The organism is Bradyrhizobium sp. AUGA SZCCT0160, assembly GCF_018130105.1.
GTDB lineage: Bacteria > Pseudomonadota > Alphaproteobacteria > Rhizobiales > Xanthobacteraceae > Bradyrhizobium.
This window is the reverse complement of the sequence record NZ_JAFCMD010000033.1, coordinates 13,292-31,679: the sequence shown is the minus strand read 5'-3', so window position 1 is coordinate 31,679 and position 18,388 is coordinate 13,292. Positions and strand designations below refer to the sequence as shown.

Annotated in this window: 24 protein-coding genes and 1 pseudogene; 7 read left to right on the top strand and 18 right to left on the bottom strand. The window is 57.2% G+C overall.

Annotated elements, in window-relative coordinates:
* Positions 1–237: 237 nt before the first annotated feature.
* The 13 genes from JQ558_RS34175 to JQ558_RS34115 all read right to left on the bottom strand — a co-directional run bounded on the left by JQ558_RS34175 (position 238) and on the right by JQ558_RS34115 (position 8,186).
* Positions 238–465, bottom strand: coding sequence for a hypothetical protein (locus tag JQ558_RS34175; protein WP_212214993.1), 228 nt, complete (start codon positions 463–465; stop codon positions 238–240).
* A gap of 2,027 nt (positions 466–2,492) precedes the next feature.
* Complete coding sequence (locus JQ558_RS34170) at positions 2,493–2,753, bottom strand: hypothetical protein (protein ID WP_212214992.1); 261 nt, start codon at positions 2,751–2,753, stop codon at positions 2,493–2,495.
* 678 nt (positions 2,754–3,431) lie between these two features.
* Complete coding sequence (locus JQ558_RS34165; RefSeq protein ID WP_212296458.1) at positions 3,432–3,599, bottom strand: hypothetical protein; 168 nt, start codon at positions 3,597–3,599, stop codon at positions 3,432–3,434.
* A gap of 76 nt (positions 3,600–3,675) precedes the next feature.
* Positions 3,676–4,278 (bottom strand): ATP-dependent Clp protease proteolytic subunit, encoded by a 603-nt coding sequence (locus JQ558_RS34160; RefSeq protein WP_212214989.1) that lies wholly within the window; start codon positions 4,276–4,278, stop codon positions 3,676–3,678.
* A 17-nt stretch (positions 4,279–4,295) separates the two neighbouring features.
* Positions 4,296–4,421, bottom strand: coding sequence for an LPXTG cell wall anchor domain-containing protein (locus JQ558_RS34155; RefSeq protein ID WP_212214987.1), 126 nt, complete (start codon positions 4,419–4,421; stop codon positions 4,296–4,298).
* A gap of 235 nt (positions 4,422–4,656) precedes the next feature.
* Positions 4,657–4,839, bottom strand: coding sequence for a hypothetical protein (locus JQ558_RS34150; protein WP_212214986.1), 183 nt, complete (start codon positions 4,837–4,839; stop codon positions 4,657–4,659).
* A 38-nt stretch (positions 4,840–4,877) separates the two neighbouring features.
* Positions 4,878–5,198, bottom strand: a complete 321-nt coding sequence (locus tag JQ558_RS34145; protein WP_212214984.1) for a hypothetical protein — start codon at positions 5,196–5,198, stop codon at positions 4,878–4,880.
* Positions 5,198–5,689, bottom strand: a complete 492-nt coding sequence (locus JQ558_RS34140) for a hypothetical protein (RefSeq protein WP_212214982.1) — start codon at positions 5,687–5,689, stop codon at positions 5,198–5,200. The genes JQ558_RS34145 and JQ558_RS34140 overlap by 1 nt, the downstream gene beginning before the upstream one ends.
* 54 nt (positions 5,690–5,743) lie before the next feature.
* Positions 5,744–6,049, bottom strand: a complete 306-nt coding sequence (locus tag JQ558_RS34135) for a hypothetical protein (RefSeq protein WP_212214979.1) — start codon at positions 6,047–6,049, stop codon at positions 5,744–5,746.
* 212 nt (positions 6,050–6,261) lie between these two features.
* Positions 6,262–6,591, bottom strand: coding sequence for a hypothetical protein (locus JQ558_RS34130; protein ID WP_312014772.1), 330 nt, complete (start codon positions 6,589–6,591; stop codon positions 6,262–6,264).
* 17 nt (positions 6,592–6,608) lie between these two features.
* The gene (locus tag JQ558_RS34125; RefSeq protein WP_212215045.1) at positions 6,609–6,977 is read right to left on the bottom strand and encodes a hypothetical protein; all 369 of its coding nucleotides are present in this window, start codon (positions 6,975–6,977) and stop codon (positions 6,609–6,611) included.
* 448 nt (positions 6,978–7,425) lie between these two features.
* Positions 7,426–7,596 (bottom strand): hypothetical protein, encoded by a 171-nt coding sequence (locus JQ558_RS34120; protein WP_209841672.1) that lies wholly within the window; start codon positions 7,594–7,596, stop codon positions 7,426–7,428.
* A 230-nt stretch (positions 7,597–7,826) separates the two neighbouring features.
* A complete protein-coding gene (locus JQ558_RS34115) occupies positions 7,827–8,186 on the bottom strand; it encodes a hypothetical protein (protein ID WP_212215043.1) in 360 nt (119 codons plus the stop codon).
* A gap of 646 nt (positions 8,187–8,832) precedes the next feature.
* On the opposite strand from JQ558_RS34115, the gene JQ558_RS34110 reads away from it, so the two are divergent.
* Together JQ558_RS34110 and JQ558_RS34105 are read left to right on the top strand one after the other, a co-directional pair.
* Positions 8,833–9,135 (top strand): hypothetical protein, encoded by a 303-nt coding sequence (locus JQ558_RS34110; protein ID WP_212215042.1) that lies wholly within the window; start codon positions 8,833–8,835, stop codon positions 9,133–9,135.
* A gap of 113 nt (positions 9,136–9,248) precedes the next feature.
* Positions 9,249–9,659 (top strand): hypothetical protein, encoded by a 411-nt coding sequence (locus tag JQ558_RS34105; protein WP_212215041.1) that lies wholly within the window; start codon positions 9,249–9,251, stop codon positions 9,657–9,659.
* Between the two features lie 187 nt (positions 9,660–9,846).
* Here JQ558_RS34105 and JQ558_RS34100 read toward each other — a convergent pair whose 3' ends face one another.
* Complete coding sequence (locus JQ558_RS34100; protein WP_212296457.1) at positions 9,847–10,050, bottom strand: hypothetical protein; 204 nt, start codon at positions 10,048–10,050, stop codon at positions 9,847–9,849.
* 444 nt (positions 10,051–10,494) lie between these two features.
* On the opposite strand from JQ558_RS34100, the gene JQ558_RS38445 reads away from it, so the two are divergent.
* Positions 10,495–10,728: a DUF6894 family protein gene (locus JQ558_RS38445; protein ID WP_409363450.1), complete on the top strand. Its 234-nt coding sequence runs from the start codon at positions 10,495–10,497 to the stop codon at positions 10,726–10,728.
* A gap of 401 nt (positions 10,729–11,129) precedes the next feature.
* Positions 11,130–11,912, top strand: a complete 783-nt coding sequence (locus tag JQ558_RS34095; protein WP_212215039.1) for a triacylglycerol lipase — start codon at positions 11,130–11,132, stop codon at positions 11,910–11,912.
* Between the two features lie 668 nt (positions 11,913–12,580).
* Here the strand turns inward: JQ558_RS34095 and JQ558_RS34090 are convergent.
* Positions 12,581–12,739, bottom strand: coding sequence for a hypothetical protein (locus JQ558_RS34090; protein WP_212215038.1), 159 nt, complete (start codon positions 12,737–12,739; stop codon positions 12,581–12,583).
* A 133-nt stretch (positions 12,740–12,872) separates the two neighbouring features.
* On the opposite strand from JQ558_RS34090, the gene JQ558_RS34085 reads away from it, so the two are divergent.
* On the top strand, positions 12,873–13,109 hold the full coding sequence (locus JQ558_RS34085; RefSeq protein ID WP_212215037.1) for a hypothetical protein: 237 nt from the start codon (positions 12,873–12,875) through the stop codon (positions 13,107–13,109).
* Between the two features lie 1,429 nt (positions 13,110–14,538).
* Here the strand turns inward: JQ558_RS34085 and JQ558_RS34080 are convergent.
* Together JQ558_RS34080 and JQ558_RS37650 are read right to left on the bottom strand one after the other, a co-directional pair.
* Positions 14,539–14,691 carry a hypothetical protein gene (locus JQ558_RS34080; protein WP_212215036.1) on the bottom strand — a complete coding sequence of 51 codons (153 nt, stop codon included), beginning with the start codon at positions 14,689–14,691 and terminating at the stop codon, positions 14,539–14,541.
* Positions 14,692–14,924: 233 nt separating this feature from the next.
* Positions 14,925–15,092, bottom strand: a pseudogene (locus JQ558_RS37650) (Ku protein); the annotation flags it as partial.
* 740 nt (positions 15,093–15,832) lie between these two features.
* On the opposite strand from JQ558_RS37650, the gene JQ558_RS34075 reads away from it, so the two are divergent.
* Positions 15,833–15,997, top strand: a complete 165-nt coding sequence (locus JQ558_RS34075) for a hypothetical protein (RefSeq protein ID WP_212215035.1) — start codon at positions 15,833–15,835, stop codon at positions 15,995–15,997.
* A 737-nt stretch (positions 15,998–16,734) separates the two neighbouring features.
* Here the strand turns inward: JQ558_RS34075 and JQ558_RS34070 are convergent.
* Positions 16,735–17,538 carry an outer membrane protein gene (locus JQ558_RS34070; protein ID WP_212215033.1) on the bottom strand — a complete coding sequence of 268 codons (804 nt, stop codon included), beginning with the start codon at positions 17,536–17,538 and terminating at the stop codon, positions 16,735–16,737.
* A 449-nt stretch (positions 17,539–17,987) separates the two neighbouring features.
* Here JQ558_RS34070 and JQ558_RS34065 point away from each other — a divergent pair, with 449 nt between their 5' ends.
* Positions 17,988–18,290: a histidine phosphatase family protein gene (locus tag JQ558_RS34065; protein WP_249119760.1), complete on the top strand. Its 303-nt coding sequence runs from the start codon at positions 17,988–17,990 to the stop codon at positions 18,288–18,290.
* Positions 18,291–18,388 lie beyond the last annotated feature (98 nt).

The following is an 18,388-nucleotide window of genomic DNA, read 5'->3' as shown; positions in this document are numbered from 1 at the left end:
CGCGAGCACCTGTTGCCAGGAGAAGCAATATTGCGACAGCTGACAGGTTACGTTTCATTGACGCGCCTCTTTGCGAAATTCTAACCAAAACGAGAACAGACGTGCTGTGTTCCGATGAATTTTACCGAGCCAAGAAAAGCCCTGCCGAGTAGGGTGCTCGGCAGGGCTACGCAGAGAAGTCGATAGACGGCAAGTGGGGAAACTTGGTGGCCCGTCGAGGGTCTGCGTTCTTAACGATCAGTTTTCGGAGCAAACCTTAATGGACTTCATACCGGTCTCAGCTTCGGTTCGAGTCTTGAACGTGCCGTTATCGACAATCGTCGTGGTGGTCGTGGTCGGCTTCTTGTCGACAATGGTGCACTTCTTCGTCGTGGCGTCCCTGACCACGTAGAATTCGGTGGTTTGCGCGAACGCCGAAGTGACGGTAAAGGCGACGACAGCGGTCGAAAGCAAAAGCTTCTGCATGGTTTCCTCCAGGGGGTGTCTAAAAATAAGGTGCTAGTGGACAGCTCGAAGCAGGAAGTAGCTCGCGCCAGCTAAAACAACGACAGCAGGAACGGCCCAAAGAATAAGTACTGGCATGTACTTCTCCTCGTTATGCCCACGACGTTCGAACGCGCCATATTGCCACTTGTTCCCGACCTGGGGTTGGCCGATTGGTGTAAGCCAGGGATGGGTCAGGGAATCACGCCGCGTAACGCTTAACGAACGGCAGCATTCAGCGTGCAATAGCTGAAGGGTGGACGGAAAAGCAGCCGCACGGGGTTGCTTCTTAGTTTCGCTAGCCGAGGCAGACGCTGTCGGCCCCTTGATAACGAGCGATCTTAAGAGATCTGACTTCCCGCGAATAAACTAATTGGGTTGGTTTCCCGTCGCGCGCCCGCCCTCCACGCGCTTGCAACGTTTTCCCAGCGGGAACCCGGCCTAGGTTCACTCCGAAGTCGCTTGCCGTCTACCAGCTCGCGCAGCAAGGCGACGTGCTCGTGAGTTGGCTCAAGCAGGCTCGAGAGAGTGGGGTTGCAAAAAACGAAGCCGACCGAGCTTCAGGATGCGCCTCAGGTGCGCGAACCTCATCTCGATCCTCTTGCGAGCTCGCGGCGTGACTGCTCGAAGGCTTGAGCGTCCGCAAGCGAACGAGCAACATCTCGGGCGTTTCGTGGATGTCGCGTGGGTTCTTGCGCGCAAAGTCTTTCGGGCAGAACTGCGGTCTGAGTAGACACACATCGCAGTCGAGCTTGCTGGCAGGAAAACGACGTCCGCGTCTGGATCGAAAGCAGACCTCGGGCTCGAAGTATGGACGTAGAGCCTTATCAGGAAAACTGCGGTCTATGGTGAACTCCGGAACGGTTCGAACGGCGCTTCCGTCAGCAATTCATGCAAGCCATCCGTATGCTGCTCGCCTTTCGACAGGGATGCTTTTCAGGTTCACACCCTCGGGAAAGATATTACACACCGAGTGTGGCCCATTCAGTAGACGTTGCGCGGCCTGAACGTTAATCAGCGCTGACGTTCCAGACCCCGGCACGGCGGCAGGGAGCGCGATTGCCGGGATCGAACGCGTCGATACCCCCAAAATCGCGCAAACGACGCCCACAGCCGCCCCTAAACGCGGCACAACACCGTGGCCAAGTTTAAAATCACAGTGGCTTGCGCCGCTGAGCTTGGAAACGTGAGAGTGCTGCCGCGAAACGCGACGCGGCTTAACCTCTGGCTTGCGAGCGGTCGTCTGATTGGCGGAGTCGTTCGATTAGCGTTTTGAAGTGCGCGGGCAACTCTCGCTCCACTGTGAATGAAGCCCTCAGTCTCTCGCCAATTTCTCGAACGATCTCGCGGCTATGCAGGGAATCAATATCAATGGAGTTTTGCATAGCGGTATCTCCACGCCTGCGCAAAAATTCCAACATCCCAATTTTCGACACCTAGGGCGGCCCGCGCAAGAAGACAATCATCAGCCCCATTGCGACCACGCTGTATAAGCCCGTCACTGTAATGCCGAGACGCATACTGCTCATGATGCCCTTGGAAGGGAGCTTGACCGGTCTGCTGGGCATTGCACGTCCTCGCCGTTTGCCCTACCCGAATAGATCACGTCGAAGCCGGAAAATCGTTCCGCCCCCGAGGTGTATAAAATTGAACACTGGGTTCCACTGAGTTCCCGCATCCGAGAACCGGCACAGGCGTTCGCACGTCGAAACGCACTCCGAGGACAGGGACCACCCCCGACACCACCCGTCCCCTTGCACCGAGCCATCAGGCGAACAGTTAGGCGCCCGCCTGGGTGAACTTTCTCGATATGTATGTGAGCTGACGCACAGTGCTCGGTCGCGATAGGTCAGACAACGCGGTTTCCCGTGGATGGAGGGTTCAGCCATGACCGAATCTGCCAAGCGACGCGTAACAGTTGATGTGATAATCCTAGCGGTGGGAGCGGCAATCTTGATCGTTTCTGCCTTTGTGGGCGTGCTGTAACTGAAGGGGCGGCTTTCGCGTTCTCAGGCGAACAGTTCGGCCGCGGCCGGGGTGAACTTCACGAAGGTTCCGGACTCGTGCAGCAACAGCCAACCGCGTGATATCGCCAGATCAAGCCCGGCTTTGTATTCGGGGGTGGCACGCTCATGGTACAGCATCGGCCCGTTGATCTTCTCGATGTGGATGCGGCCGTCCTGGATTGCCTCGATGGTGTTGGCAGTTTCAAGCCGCTTGCGTGTGGCCTTCTCGGGAGCCGCGAACGGTCGATCGGTGCTGAACTTCATGCGAGCTTCGAATCCATATGTGCTTCGTGAACGTGACGGTCGGTTAGCGTATCGATCGTGGCGCCACAGAAACAGCATGCCTGTCCACCGGTTGATTGCGTCGGTAGCGGGACGCCAGCGGCATGCATCGCGTATTTCCAAGCCGTCCAGGCGCGCTGGCGCCGATACTCGACGAAGTCGGCTTCAGTACAGGTAGTTCTTCCTCGCAGTTTCGATGCCGGCCCGCGCCTCTTCGAAGCTTACCGCATAGCCGGAGCGGTTATGCCCGCGGTGTGATGCTGGGTAGAAACCGACGTCCCATCGCCATTGCTTAGCTTTGACGGGCAAGCCTGATTGGACCGCGATCGTGCCGACCTGGACGTCACCATAAAAGACGTGCCAACAGTCCGTGCGTTCGGGGTGAGGGCGTCGGGTGAGTTCAGGCATGCGCTGTTGAAGCGCGGCTCTGCACCTAGGGCAAATTATCAACCCCTTGGGGATCGGGGCGGCGCGAAGCTACAGGGCGTCGTGGCTGGTAAGCGGGGTTATTTCGATCTAGCTGGCCAGTCTTCCGAATTGGCCGCGATCCAGTCGGCGGCCTCCTTCTTTGTAGCAAAGTCCCCAACGTGGGAATCGGGTCCATTTCCGGTCACCACGACAACAGTCCAGGTGCCGGTCTTTCGCTGCTTTGGTTGAAACTCAGGCTTTGAACTGGCCATTTCCCAGCCCTTCAGGCTCGCCCGCGTCGTCGTAGGAGATATTCAGTAATTTCGCCATCAGGGCGGACAGACCCTGTTCAACCCCGCAGTAATCGCTAACCGCATCGGCGCGGGCTATTTTGAGTGCAAGCGCGGCCTCTTCGCTCAATAATACCCTCCCTAAGCGGGACATCCTTTCGCAACCAGAGCGGGCACGCAAGGGCCGGGGCGCAGAAGTGGCGGTTTCACCGTTCCTTGTAGTGATTGATATCCGCTCCCATCAATCGAAGATCATTAAGGCTAAGCCAGGTCACATCGCCGGGCGGCGTGTTTACCATGCGGCGAATGATCGACGAGGGGACAGTCAATTCTTCTGCAATATGGGCCATCGCCATAGTTGTTTTGCGAGACTCGGTACCATTCTCTGACGCGGCATGCACTCCAATGCGGGCGCGAACATATGCATACTTTGTTTCCCCTGCCGCGAAGATGAGAAAGCAAGCCGATGCGCAGGTTGCGTTTTGCCCTACGTTCGTGGACACTTTTGCAGACCTGACCACGTCTGCCAACCGGACACCTTCTAGTAAGTTACCTCCCTCCGAGTTCAATCGCACCGAGGTCACCAGTTTACCCGCATCAGTAGCCGCCTTGATGCGCGTTCTCAATAAGTCAGCATCACCCGGCGCAATATTGCCGGAGATGGAAATTTCTACATGATCGTCGTTGAGATTAAGGGGCTTTATCTCGGCGGCGGCGGCGACCGACACGCTCAGTGCGAGTAGTCCCGCTACAAGCCCGCAAACCGCAATTCTCCACTTTTTCCGCTCGCAGCAAACAAGGGGACTCATTTCTTCGCCTTCACTTCTCAATCAGGATTAATCGCGGCTTGCTTGTTCCGGGTAAATGCAAGACCAAGGAATCCTATCGCCACTAAAAGAGCCCCCGCGATCATTAGCCAGTACGGCAACTTGATCGACGACAGCAGATCCATTTATTTCCCCTTCCAGTGGGCAGTCGCAAGGAGCTTATCGGAAGAGTCTGTATGTTCGGTCCGCTGTGTTCGCCGCAATGGTGGTACCTCAACGTGGGTATGAGCACTTTTTGATCCTGCCGGCGCGAGGCTGGTCGCGCCTCCGCGCAACGGTTTATGCTCCTCCCCATGGGGCGGGTAATTTCATTCGTTGGTCGACGGGCGCTAGCACTTTGGGCTGCGCCCCCACACCTCGTTATCCCGACCGTTCGACTTTGAGCAGGTAATACAACCCGTTGGCCTTGGCTTGCTTTGCTGCACTGGTTCCGGACTTCATCTCTGTTGGGATGTGGGTAGCCCCTCCTGTAATTAAAGCGGCCACGGCCGACCAAAGACCGCCTGTCATATACCCGGCGGCGACGCCTGGAACGATCTTCATAGCTGACCGCCTAAACCAACCGGAGTTGCGCTTTTCCATCACCACCCGAAGTTCGTCGAGGCGGGCGCGATCTCTGTTCTCACAAAAAACTCGGCGTGTTTTTGGATGTTTCCGGCGTCGCGTTGCTGCATGAGGCCGCTGTTCAAGTCTTTGGCGTAACCCAGCATTGAACCTCGAAACGATCTAAGCTCAGCCGCGCTCTCGGCCCGAAACTCCATGAGATCCTGCGGCGTTAACACGGGAATTTCCGGTAGGAGTAGCCTGATTGATAAAATCGACAACATGCCGACCAACGCTTCAGCGTCATTGATGGGCGAAGCGGTATCAGAGAAAACAGGCAGATCAGGCGCATCGTTCACTAAAGGAATTCCGGTACGGGAAGACTCGAAAATGGCGTTAGCGAACTGATGGAAAGTTCCGCGATAAGCGATGCTGACGTCGCTCCCGGGCAATCCTTTGCTGTGAGCGGCATCAATACTTGGAGTGAATCCTGGAGGGGGTGGCCGCAGATGCCGTCATGGATTGCTGCTATGGTCTGCTGGGGATATCGCTTGTCTCCGAAAATTTTCGAGCCGTCCTGCTCGAATTCGCAGAAGCCTTTCAGATCGGGGACGTGTCTTAGAAACCTCAGAATTCCGATCAATTGCGCCGTGTCGTAATCCTTCTCCCATTCTTTTAGCCGCTCGATTTCCCTATCGACGGCCTTCTGGTCGAAGCCTTCAGCGGGTAGCGATGCGCCTGGAAAGTAGACTTTGTCGAAAACGAACCCCATCAGCGACAGGCTCGCTTGGTTGCGAGGCACCGGATGGGAGTGGTAAATGGCATCGAGCCTTAGAGGGTCACGGTTCATGGCGAGCAATCTAGCACGGCGCCCGCGGAGGTAGCCATGGGAGTTATTCGCTTTTCATTTGTCTCGTTTCAGCCTGCGCCTTCCCCAATGATGCTCTTTGGCGTTGGGATTGAACTGCCGCACCTCGTGGCGGTGGATTGCCTTCAGCGTCGCCATACGCGCCAAAAAAATCCAGGCAGCGCCGCGCTCCGCGGCGTTGGTCAGCATCTCAGCGGCAGTCGTCACCGCGGGCATATCGCGTTCTGATTTCGGGACGGTTTCGGCGAGATAGACGATCGCCTCGCGCAGCGTGTGAAGCTGGTTGCCGTCTGGCGTCTCGATCGGTTCATCGAACTTGCGTTGCCAACCACCGTCAGTCACTGGGTGAACTTTCTCGATCTGTATGTGAGCTGACGCACAGTGCTCGGTCGCGATAGGTCAGACAACGCGGTTTCCCGTGGATGGAGGGTTCAGCCATGACCGAATCTGCCAAGCGACGCATAACAGTTGATGTGATAATCCTAGCGGTGGGAGCGGCAATCTTGATCGCCTTTGTGGGCGTGCTATAACTGAAGGGGCGGCTTTTCGCGGTCTCAGGCGAACAGTTCGGCCCCGGCCGGGGTGAACTTCACGAAGGTGCCGCTCTCGTGCAGCAACAGCCACCCCAGATCAAGGCCGGCCTTGTATTCGGTCGGGCTGGCACCTTCCTTGTACAGCATTGGCGCGTTGATCTTTTCGATGTGAATGCGGCCGTCCTGGATGGCGTCCGTCGCATTAGCGATCTCTAGGAGCTTGCGCGTGGCCTTCTCTGGATCCGCATAAGGTCGTTCAGTCGAAAACTTCATCTCAGCATGCCCCCATAGCGCCGCGAATCCGCAGATGACTACCATGGCAATGATCGTGCGACGGCCGATCCGATTCAAGTTTTCCACTCCCTAATTCAGGCGGGCTCAGGATGCGCCTCATTAACGTGTGCCGCGGCGCTCGCTACATCGATCGAGGAGCCACACAAACAGCGTGCCCATCCGCTGGTCGATTGCGTCGGCAGAGCTAGGCCACCCTCATGCGTGCGATACTTCCAGGCAGTCCAGGCGCGCTGGCGGCGATACTCGTTGAAATCGGCTTCCGTGCATTTCGGGAGGTAGTCTTTCCGGGCGACATCGAAGCCCGCCCGCGCCTCATCGAAGCTCGCCGCATAGCCGGAGCGGTTATGCCCGCGGTGAGATGCCGGGTAGAAGCCGACGTCCCATCGCCATTGCTTGGCGTGCACCGGCAAGCCCGACTGGACAGCGATGGTTCCGACCTGCACGTCACCATAATAGACGTGTCAAGCGTCGGAGCGGCCGGGGTGAGGGCGGCGGGTGAGGGTGGACATGGGCTATTGAAGCGCGGGTGGCCGGCTCCGGCAAACTATCAATACGTGGTGGGTCGGAACGCGATCGACCCACAGCGCGTCGTATCACCCGTTCGTCGAGGAATAGGAACGGATTGCTCCGGCTTTGGTTCATATTGTGTACCGGAGGTTCACATGGATAGAGAAACCAAGCGCGAGTTTCTAATCATGGTTCTAAGCGCCACGAGCGCCATCCCGCTCGCCGCAGCAGTTGTTTTGGCCCTGAGTTACTAGGGTCACCGCCGGTAGACTGGCCCTGGTCATTTGGGTTGATGCCCCCAACTGAGACGGCCTTACTCACGCAACGGAATCAGGGTTTGGGCTTCGCCTTAAGCCCCCAGCTCTAGGGTGCTGCGGGCATTGGCTAATAGGTCAGCACCATCAATCGCTGCACAATCGCGCCGAGACAAACGAGTACAACGAGCAACTTGAGTAGATTCGCAAGCTTGGCGTCGGGTGCGAACTTTTCAATCGCCCAAAAGCAGATCGCGCCGACCACCACGATAATCAAAATCCCGATCAAAAGTGAAATCATTGTGCCCTCGTTGTGCTGTCGATTTTCATATAGCCTTCGCCTTCAGTCCGTCGGATCTCGACTTCGGCGCAATAATCGCCTGCTCAATTCTGTTACACAGGTCACAGCGATATTGAATGATGTCAATTCCCTCACGTCGGGGGAGCTTTTTTCGAGCCTCATTGTTTGATTGCATACGATGCAGCTAATAAGATCGATCAGCGGGCTTTTGTCGTCGTTGCCCGCCGTGCTCACTTCCCCTTCGCCATAGCGCAGCCTTTTAAAATTGCCTCTTTGTAAACGTCTTTCAGAGTTGGATCCGCAAGAATATCCTCGCCCGCGTTGAACGTTGTATCTTCAGCCCATTCCGCGCCAGGCAACGATTTAGACAAAGCAGCAGCGCTAGTTGCGTAAGCCACGCGGGCGGGAACCGGCGAAGCCGTATTCATTTTTCGTCCCTTGTATGCGCTGGCTGCATCTACCTCTTCAGCTAGCTTCTGCCACTCTTCGGCGATCTTGAGCCAGTTCGGCTTATCCCCTGGCAAGCGGGCTTGCAGGGAGCGCTGGCGGCAGTCGTCAGCGTTGCGCCGATATAGTTCGGCATCGCTCATTTCTACGCCTTCAGCCCCACATCGTTAAGACAGCCAGACATGCCGCGCCGCCCCAAACGACTGAAAGGCCAGCGATCAGCAGATATTCAACAGCGTCAAAATCGCGGGCTTTACGCATCGGACACCTCCTCTGCAGCTATTTCCCTTTTGACTTCAACCCCAAATCGACCAGCCGGCGGATGGCTTCGGGACGAGTAAGGCCTGGATCTTTCTGCTTCGCACTCCAAGCGTCAATCGCGTCAAGCTGGGGGTCGTGCATCTTGACCAGAATGCCAGTCCCGGGACCCGTCGTTTTGGGGCGCCCGGGCCTTTTTGCGATATCGCGAATTGACTTTGCCATGAATTCAAGATATCGCAAAAACAAGCCGAGGGGAAGGTACGAACTTCCGCCCGGGCTCTAACCCGGAGACCAATGCAGGTGACCATCCAGGCTGAAAGCGTGCATAGCACGCCACCCACAAACACGTCCGCAATTCTGGAGAAGACGACTAGCGCCCCCGGCGCCGTTCAATTGTCTTCACGTCCACTGATTCCCACCAGCCATCCTGGCGCATCTCAGCCCACCTCCGGGCGGGACGAACCGGAGCCCAGGTCTCTGGGTTCTTCCGACGGGACTGGGTCACCAACCTTGAGCAGGAGGCTCCTGATGAATCTGCTTGTTACAGGCGCCGGCGCGATCGCGTCGGCCGTTGCGCTGCCATCGTCCTCGCTAGCGGCACCATCGCGCGTTCGGGATGCCGTCGAAGTCGCCACGTCCGCGGTAGAGCCGGAAGGTCGCGTCCCCAGTATGGCCGAATTGCGTAGCTGGCCGTTCGATTATGGCTCTTTCCCGGAGTACCCGCCGGAGATCTTTGGAAAGCTACCGGAGGGATTCGTCCTCGAAGATCAGGGGATCGAAATTCATTGTTTTGGCACCGCGAGGCTATCGACGTCCTTGGCCGACCGATAGATGACTACGAAGAGCTATCCGCCTACTGCGCAGTCAAGAACAGGATTTTGGGGGCCGTTCTCTCCGCTCGCCCGGCCACGCCCGGTCAAGTAGCTGCCCAGCTTAGGGCCGTCGTGGCCGAAGTCGATTCTCTTGAAAATGGCGGGACCGTGCCTGTGTCGATCGAGGAGGTTTTGGACGTGCACGATATCGTCAAACTTTCAACGGACCTGAACAGAGCGACTGGGCCGATCACTCCCAAGAAGCATGTTGGAGCATTTCAACGTGACGGCAAACTCACGCGCGAGGGCCTGCTCGCCAGATACCAAAGCTTCTTGGTCCAGGAGCTCCAAACGGTGAGCCGGAATCTTTATGGTGAGCCGGATTTTGCGAAGCATCTCGTACTTTACGACCGTGCGGTGCAGGAGCGCTGCAAACCGGCAGGGGGTTGCGAAGGTCCATTTTTCGATGAAGGGGCGCTCCCGGACCGCGCCCGTGCGGTGCTAGGTAGCTTGGAGATCGATACTGAGATCGCCGACGCCTAACCAGGCGAACTATCAAATAAGCCCGGCCGGTTCACGCCGGCGGGCTCTCGACTAAATATTAACCGCCAGCCGCTAAATTCGAACCAATCGCGGAACGGACCCCAAAGCCCCCGCGAGAGTGATGCGTAAGGAAACCCGCCGGGGGCAGTTACCGGCGGGTTTTTCTTTGCCCGCGAAAACGGAGCCCTTATACGAGGCTGACAACGGCGAGAACAAGTTCGGGGCCGAATTCGCTCGATGCCAGCGCGATCAATGTTCCGGCACAGATGGCTAAAATGGCGGTGACTGTGAGAGCAATCATTTTGAATCCCCTGTTGTCAGTGACGAGGAGAGACTGCTCCGGCTTCGTTTCCGGACGACTGCGTGGGGGAAGGCAATCGGTTTCGTTCACCGAGACGTTATCTTCCGTAGGAATGTCGAAATGAGCCGCCCATGAAAAACCCCGCCCAAGCTGGCTGGCTGGGGGCGGGGTTCATTTCCAGAAAGATGCGCCCGGGACGGAACGCAATCAACATGATGGGGAGGGGCCGTAAAATGGAGCGGAACAATCCCTGACCGGATCGCTTAGTTATGCACGACCGAATGGATGCAACGTCCCCCCCGCGCTTCATTCGAGGAAATGTCGGCCCCAGTGTTCGCCCACCGCGCACGCTGGGGCCGTTCTTTGGAACTCCTAAGCGCCCCAAGAATCGAATCTGCGCTCCCGATAGATTCCTCAGCCCCCGACCAGGAGAAAACCCTGGCGGCCTTTGGTGCAGCGTGGCGTTCTCCGCGCCGGGGCCGTTTGCGCGCGCCGCTGATCGGAACGAAGTAGTGATTCGTGGTTTGGCTTGGCATGGGCCTGTATTTTTTTGACATCCAAATAGGGGACGCGCCGCGTTCTGTTGATGAGGAAGGCGAGCGCTTTCCCGACCTCGATGCCGCTCGAGTGGAAGCCGGCTTGGCACTTTGCAACTTAGGACGGGATTTGATGCAGTCTGGTCAGACGGTATCGCAGATCACGATTTGGGTCAGAGACGAGCGGCGAGGTAATGCTTGCCACGCTGGAGTTCCGTGCCGACTGAATTGACCAAATTCAGGGCGCTGCGGCGATGGCACTCTACAGAGCTCGTTTCCATCATCGTCGACCACGACAAGTCAACGAGGAGTTTCCCCGAAGCTATCGCATTCGCAATCAGCCGCGTCTTGGCGAATTCTCGCTGGAGGACCTAATTCTTAGCAGTGGGGGCTCCTAGGGCTTTCCAATCCTGAGCCCCAACTGAACGAAAAAGGAATAGATGGCGGGGACGATGGCGCTGTGTGTTCTGGCGTACGAGTTTTTCGATCTTCGACATATGTAAGTCCTCTATGATGCAATGCAACATTTGAGGATGCGTTCCGTTCCTATCAGTGCCTGCCGTTTTGTGAAAGCCTACTTGGAACAACGGATGGGTCAGCAGGTTCTCCTTGTGCAACGCAACAAGGAACAAAATGCCAGCTGCAACTCAGTCGTTTCGTCCGCCATCTAAGATTCTTATGATGCTTGAAGGGCGGCGCGCTCTCAGCGGATTCGGAGCTTTTCTGGGTGCGCTTCCGATTTTAAACTTGGTCCCAAAGGGGGACGGACATCCGGTGTTGGTGCTACCCGGCCTCATGGCCGGTGACGACTCCACATTACCGCTGCGCAAATTTTTGGAGGGCCGTGGCTACAGGGTTAGTGGCTGGGGGCTAGGCCTAAATCGTGGTCTTCGCGAAGGCGTCCATGATCGCATGCTCAATTTGGTGCGTGAACTTAGCGACCTGCACGGTGGAAAAATCAGCATAGTCGGTTGGAGCCTTGGCGGGATTTATGCGCGGGAACTGGCAAAGATATTGCCGGATCGCGTTCGTTCGGTGATTTCGCTGGGAAGTCCCTTCGGCGCCAGTCCCAAGTCCACAAATGCGTGGCGAGTTTATGAGTTCGCCAGCGGCCAATCGATTGACGACGCGCAGGATGTTGCGGTTGCGCCACCAGTTCCTACAACGGCGATTTATAGCCGCACGGACGGAATTTGCGCGTGGCAGGGTTGTGTAGAGGAAACCTCCGCTCAGGCAGAAAGCATTGAGGTGCAAGGAAGCCATTGCGGGCTGGCCGTGAATCCAGCAGCCGTCTATGCGGTCGCCGACAGATTGGCACAGCCAGAGGGAGGCTGGACCCCGTTTGATCGCAGTGGATGGCGAAGTCTCATCTTCCCCGATCCCTCGCTGGGCGCGCTCAAAGCGAGAAATGCATGAGGAGCACCTGAGCGATTGGTAAATCCAGTGGGGGGGCGAAGTCGCGGCCGCGCCAGTTCGCAAGGGCATGGAAGCAGACTTATGAATTGGGGGCGTTGCCGTCGCGATTGGCATAACGTTCGTTACAGCGGTCGTCGCCTACCTTGCTCTGAGGTTTTTCGCGTCGCTAACTTAGGCCAATTGGGACTGGGAGCAGTTATGACTGATGAGCATCAAATAAGTGCGATCATCGCAACGGCGTTACTCGATAGCTTTGGCGACCATCCCGAGCTTAAGGTGGAGTCTGAGGAGGCCAAAATAATTGCGAAGCGCATCCTTGGAGCGCTTGGGGATGCTGGCCTTCAAGCCACAGTGACGGTGCCAGCACGGCCATAACTTTGAGCGTCAGGCCGCGGGGTCACAATCATCTCGTGGCGATTCGCACGGACAGAAAGTCCAAGGGGTCGCCGAGAAGCAGCGAATTGATAGTTTCCATCTTCGATACCTTCGAGCCCTTGCCGGCGACAAGGATCGGGGTCGTCGATACGGAGATCGAGAAGACCGCGCCCATCGAGGTTGAGACCGCCCCGGACGGAGGCCGCGACGATCGCTCGTTCGGATGCAGGACATGCGAATGGTATGAGAACGTCGGAAGTATTTGCGCCGATCGTTCGGCGTCTTCGCCGAGGTCAGCCGGCCTTCTTTCCGTCCTGGTCCTGCAAGATCCGGACGAAGTCGGCCATGCTGGATTGGTCCCGCTGCTCCCCGGCGCGCGAGGTCGATGACGGCTCGCTGTTGGTCTTCGCGAGCCTCAAAATCCGCTGGATTACCTTGGTGAGCTGCTGCATGTGATGCCTAAAGATTAGCAAGTTGATCATACGCGCAGGCTTTCCAAAAGTTCCTACCAGTTAGCGAAATAGTTCTTCCCCGGACTGCCTCATTTCCGCTTATCCTGAGCGGGCAGGGCACCTTAGGAATCCCATGAAAGATTTGAAAGCCGAGCTGGAGAAGCTTCTCGTCAACGCTGAAGATTGCGAGTTAATCGCCCGCCTCGCGACCGACAAGGACAAGCGGGAAACGTTCAGCCGGATAGCCAAGCAGCTCCGCGGCATGGCCGATGAGCTGAAGGCCGAGATACTTGAGCGGTCAAAGAAAGCTCTGGTAAACGGGCACGCGGCGCCGGATGTAGACGCTCCCGAGCAGCGCCGACAATCATGAATCGCAACGCTTGGACCGATGAAGACAACGCGAAGCTGAGGGAACTCGTCGCAATGGGCGTCTCGATGGCCCGAGCCGCAGTTATGTTCCGCCGCACCATAGACGCCGTTCGCAGGCAGGCCCGGGTGATCGGCACGCCGTTTCGCGTGGCACCGTGAAGGGAAGGGCCGCCATCCCGCCAAGCCCGTCGGCGGAATGAGTTGGCTTAGTCGTCGATGGGATTGCGGATAGGCCCGACTAGGAGGCGGTACGAGGGGACCCACGCCGTATTCCATGTCTCCATGGTCTGGCCGCGCACTGAGCACTGGAAGCAGTCCACTTCGCGCCGGGGCGCCATCGCCTCGGTCCGCCGGTAGATAGCGCCGCATGTGCACTGCCGGTGCTGGTCCATTGGGCGGCTATGTACACTTTTGAACATGATTTACCTAGTTGGCAGGCTTCGTAATCCCAAGCCTTTCTTCGAAAGAAGGCGGTCGCATTCCTAACCCGTAGCGACACGCCGGACTTATGTTGGCGCGTATAGGCATGATGCTTGACGGTGGACGAAAAACATTATCTCCAGCCGGGTGAAGTGATTCAAGAAAGATTAGCTGAACGCAAAGAGCCACCCGTGTCAGGCGGCTCTTGCTACGCTCATTAGCTTTTGAAGTTACTCGCCGAACGCTCGACTAGCCAGGTTGGCTAACAAGCGTCATGCCAGTGAGTGGAGGTGCCTTAAACGCGTCGGGGGCGGCCCCTTCTGCTCCTGCTCCAGCGCGCGCCACGCAGCTTCGATGCGCTTATAGCGTCTCTCGGCGGGGGTGCCTTGCGATTGGCTCAGCAAGCTCTGCCCAGTTCTCGGCGCGCTTTAGGTACTCTTGGACTGATACATGGCGATGCCTGCTAGTGGGTGTTGGACTCCTGCCACTTCTCCAGGTCGATATCCGGCCGGTCGGGATCGAGTTGCTCCTTCTCGGGATTGCCCTTCCACGGCTCGTCCGTCTGGCTTGTGCGTTCCCCGGTCGGACTGCTGCTTCGGATCCTGCACCGGCGAAACCGGGGTAGGGGGCGTGTTCTCTTTGGGATACTGCTTTTCCATGGCCGATAACGAGAGAGCCCGCCGCAGGCTCCTATTCGGAAGCAACCATCGCGCGCGCCCGACGCTCAGGCTGCATGAAACAGATAGCCCCATCCTTGGCTGGCCGCCGCCATCATGATCGCCCGGTGGGTCGGCGAGGGCGCCGTCCACAGCGCTAGTGCTTGGTATAGTATTTTTCCTGAATGAGGAGGCCGCTCACGTCCGGCTCGTCAACTCCAGGGTCGCCCGCCCTGTTGCATTCGCACGGTATGCCGGCGCCGCACTCGCAGCCCAAACCCTTGTCCCATGAAAGGGCCGGGTGGTTCTCGCAGACCCAGCCCAGGCCGAGGCAGATGGGGCAGTTCTTGTTCATCAAAGAGTGTGAGGCGTCCGCAGGGGATTTGACTTGTCCTCGTTGCGCAGCTCTCGGAACGCCGCCTGCGAGAACTCGGCTTCGCGGCCTTCAGGCTTGTCCCAAATCTGATAGGCACGCTCCACCACTTCTTGTTCGGTGGGCTCGGACATGATGCGAAACTCCAGTTGGTGCACGGCCAGTCCGATCCCGTTAACGGCGGACCGTGCACAGGCCACCGACTGAGGAGACAGGGCCCGCATAATAATCCCAACCACTAACGTTGGTTCCTAAATCGGGATGTTCCTGACTCGAAAAAATGTTTCGAGTGAGCAGCATGAAATACAACTGGCCCTTGCTCATCCAGAGCCGGCTCTTGATGACGCGGTGGACATCGCGCTCGATTATCGTCGAAGTAGTCCGACGCATCGCGGACCTCATAGGGATAGCGCAGGAGCATGCCCATCAAGCCTTTGTCGCGGGCCTCAAGCGCGTTGACATGCTCCCGGCTGGTTAGCACCACGCGGGCAATTGCCACTTGATCAAGGGATCGGATAGTTTCTCGAATAACAGCTTATGCGCACCTGAGTTTGGTGCCCCCTTGAGCCGTGGATAGCTGCCAGTCTTCACTGCACCGGGGCCGCCCCAACCGCCGGTAACGGCGGTTGCCACCCGGGGTCAGCTCACGGCACGATTATCGCAACTAGACTGAACTTTCGAACTAGTTCCGAGTATCTCAGTTGGCAGCTTGAGGACGAAAAAAAGGTCCCAGCGCCTAAGGGGGACGAGCGCTGAGACCGTTTGAGTTGCGATGTCTAAATCCCATTAGTCGGGTATTGTATCTCGGTCCGATTGCCACTTGTTCCCGGTACAAATACCAACTTTCCGGAATTTCCTTTCCGACAGTGAACTCCGCTGTTAGGTTTTCGTTTGGCGCTCGCCATACCGCCGCCCGTGAGCGCTTGGTCGGAGATTTTTCTCTGACACGCCCCCGTCGCGCTAGCCCCCGGACGGGGGTTTGGGCCTTTTCTCCAGTACTTGGCAACCCGCCAACCTCGCGATCACACGGATTTCGTCAAACAGGCAAGCGAAGCATCATTGCAACGGCTGTGACGCCGCACACGATGATCGCTATAGTGATGCCGACTATAAGACCGGTGCTTGGCATCGTTCACGGATCCTCATCGGTAGGGCGCATCAATGCTCTACAAATGCTTGCGCAACTTGGCTGGGCAAAAGATATTGCCAGTTTTTCCCGTTGTTATGGAACTCCGCCTTTTATGAGGCGTTGCGCAAGTAGAAAGAGGTGGCGACATGAATGAAGGTGCGGAATTAGCAACCGCTGGTTTGGTCGTGGCATTTGCGGCTGTTTTGCTGGTCGCTTCGCACCTTTTTATGGAATCTCAGTCTGCCAAGCATCTCGTCAAAGGAGCAATTGATCTAAAAATAACGACCAATACAATCGCGAACTGGCTATGACCCGGGAGCGGCGAGGGAAAGCCGATGAGCGCAGGTAGCTGATCGCGCGGTGAGAGAAACAACAAACGTCTCTGCGCTTCGCAGTGCCAACTCGGATATAGGTCCCACCATAGTTTGAGGTAAGAAGTGGCACAGAGCTGCTACCCGACCACTCCCGCCCTGGCCTGTGTTGCTATTGTCGCGGCCCTAAACGGCAAAGGCCGCCAGTCTTTCGACTGACGGCCCCGACCGGGTTTCAAAATATACGACATGAAAAAACCCTCCTCCCCGGCAGAAGGTGAAAGCGTCGCAACGCGCTGAAGTTCCTAAAAAGCTGACAGCGGTGTGTCCTAAGGCGCCATGAACGGTCATGACTCGAACTTCGTAGTGCTTCGGAAGAGGTCCGAATTAAGCCAGCACTACTGCTGCGGTACCGTCCGTATTTTGCCCTTGGGCAAGCTTGGACGCTTTGTTGGCCGAAGCGAAGGCTCGCTTCGCGCTCGAGTACCACGCAGAGGCATCGCATTCTCGTGCGGGGCGACCGCCGCGCTTAAGTCCCAAATTGAACAAACCACTCTAACCGCGGGCCAGCAGGCGTCTTCGGCTCAATCTCTCGGAGCCGACATCATAGAGTCTGGAGCGCTTAAGCGCTCCCGTCGAATTTGGAGCTTTTGGATAGCTGTCGAAGCTTTCTGAGCCAGTCACAACGAAAGGGCTGGGGTGCGCCAGCCCTTTAATCAGCCTGAACAGATGTCAAGTCAGAAACGGTAATTGAGACCGAGCTTACCGGTATGGACGCCGGGGTCGCTATGAGCACTGGTAAAAGTAGCAACCGGAGCGCAGAAGCCGCCTGTACAGACACCGGTGGTATTATAGGTCTCGCGGGCCGCAATGTAGAGATACTCGCCTTTAACGCTCCAGTTACCGGCAAACGCCCATTCCAAGCCGGCGCCTGCCGCCCAGGTCGTCTGAGTGTGACTGTTGCTGAGGCTCGCGCTCGTCACGCCCACCGTCGATACGTAGTTATGGTTCTTCTCGACAAACGCGACGCCGCCCTTGCCGTAGAGCAGCAGCCGATCAATTGCGATACCCAGGCGGCCCGCAATAACGCCGTAAACGTCACCAATACGGGTAGAATCGAAGCCGCCCGGGGACAGGGCGGGGGGCGGCGCGTTGATATCGCGAACGGAGCTTTGCAGGTGGAGGTAACCTACTTCGCCCTCAAGGCCAAAAACCCACTGCGATCCAGGCGCCTGCCAGTTGTAGCCGACCGTGCCGCCGCCGATGAAGCTGCTACCCAACGAATAGTCGTTGGGGGTGGTTACGCCGGCAACTGTAAACAAGCCAAAGCAAGCTGCGCCAACTACGGTACACGGTTCAGTCGATCGAGCATTACGGTCGCCGGTCGCGCCTCCGACGAATCCGCCGATATAGAATCCGGTCCAGGTGAAGATAGGCGCAGCCATCGGCGCGGCTTTAACAGGCATACGCATGTCTGCGGCCATCGCAGGTGCAGAAATGACTACGGCCGCCGTCGCCAGCGTCAAAAAGATCGATCGCATTTGAATCACTCCCCAATCATTAGTTGAGGAAGGTTAGGGGATGAGAGGCGCCGCTGCTATGGCATGCATGCAACAGTCCCGCAAAAGTTGCACTGCCGACTGGGGTTCCGAGATGCGTCACGAACGGATCGGCTATTACATCCTGAACGGTCGCATCGCACAATACGCGCCCGGGAAATGGACAGTACATGGACGACAAAAGAGCAGAACTCTACACGAGCCCCGGTGGCAAATTTATCCGCGCGGACACTCTCGGTCGGATCCTAGCTCACTGGCGCTCCCTGAGGCGGCCTGACAAGGAAAAGCATTTCGTCAAAAATGACGGCGGACTGTACGTCGGCGAAGAGATAGATAATCTACACGGTAGAGATCGCTAGAAAATGTATGGCAACATGCTGTGATACTAACTGATCTTTGCTTTCGGAACCTTGCGGAGTTGGAGAACCGAAATGATAAAACGGTCAATGATTTGGAGCGCTCTGTTTTTGCTGAGTGCTGTTCCAGCATACGCATTGGATGTTCAAGCGTTGTTGTCCTCTCTTAAACAAGGGGGGCTTGTCATTGTAATTCGTCACGCTGCGACAGACGACAGTCAAAAGGATGTTTACCCGCTGAACTTCGGTGACATGAAAGCTCAGCGGCAGTTGAGCGAAAAAGGGCGCGAAGTAGCGCGCCAGATGGGGGCGGCGTTCAGAGAATTGGGCGTTCCGATTGGCGACGTTTACACTAGCCGTCTGAATCGGGCGGGTTGAGATGGGCAAGTTGTTGTCCGGCAAAGAAGTCGTCGGCGTCGAGGCAGCTTTTGGAATAGCCCGCCGACTCAACCCGGCGGGTTTTTCTTGCGCGCTTA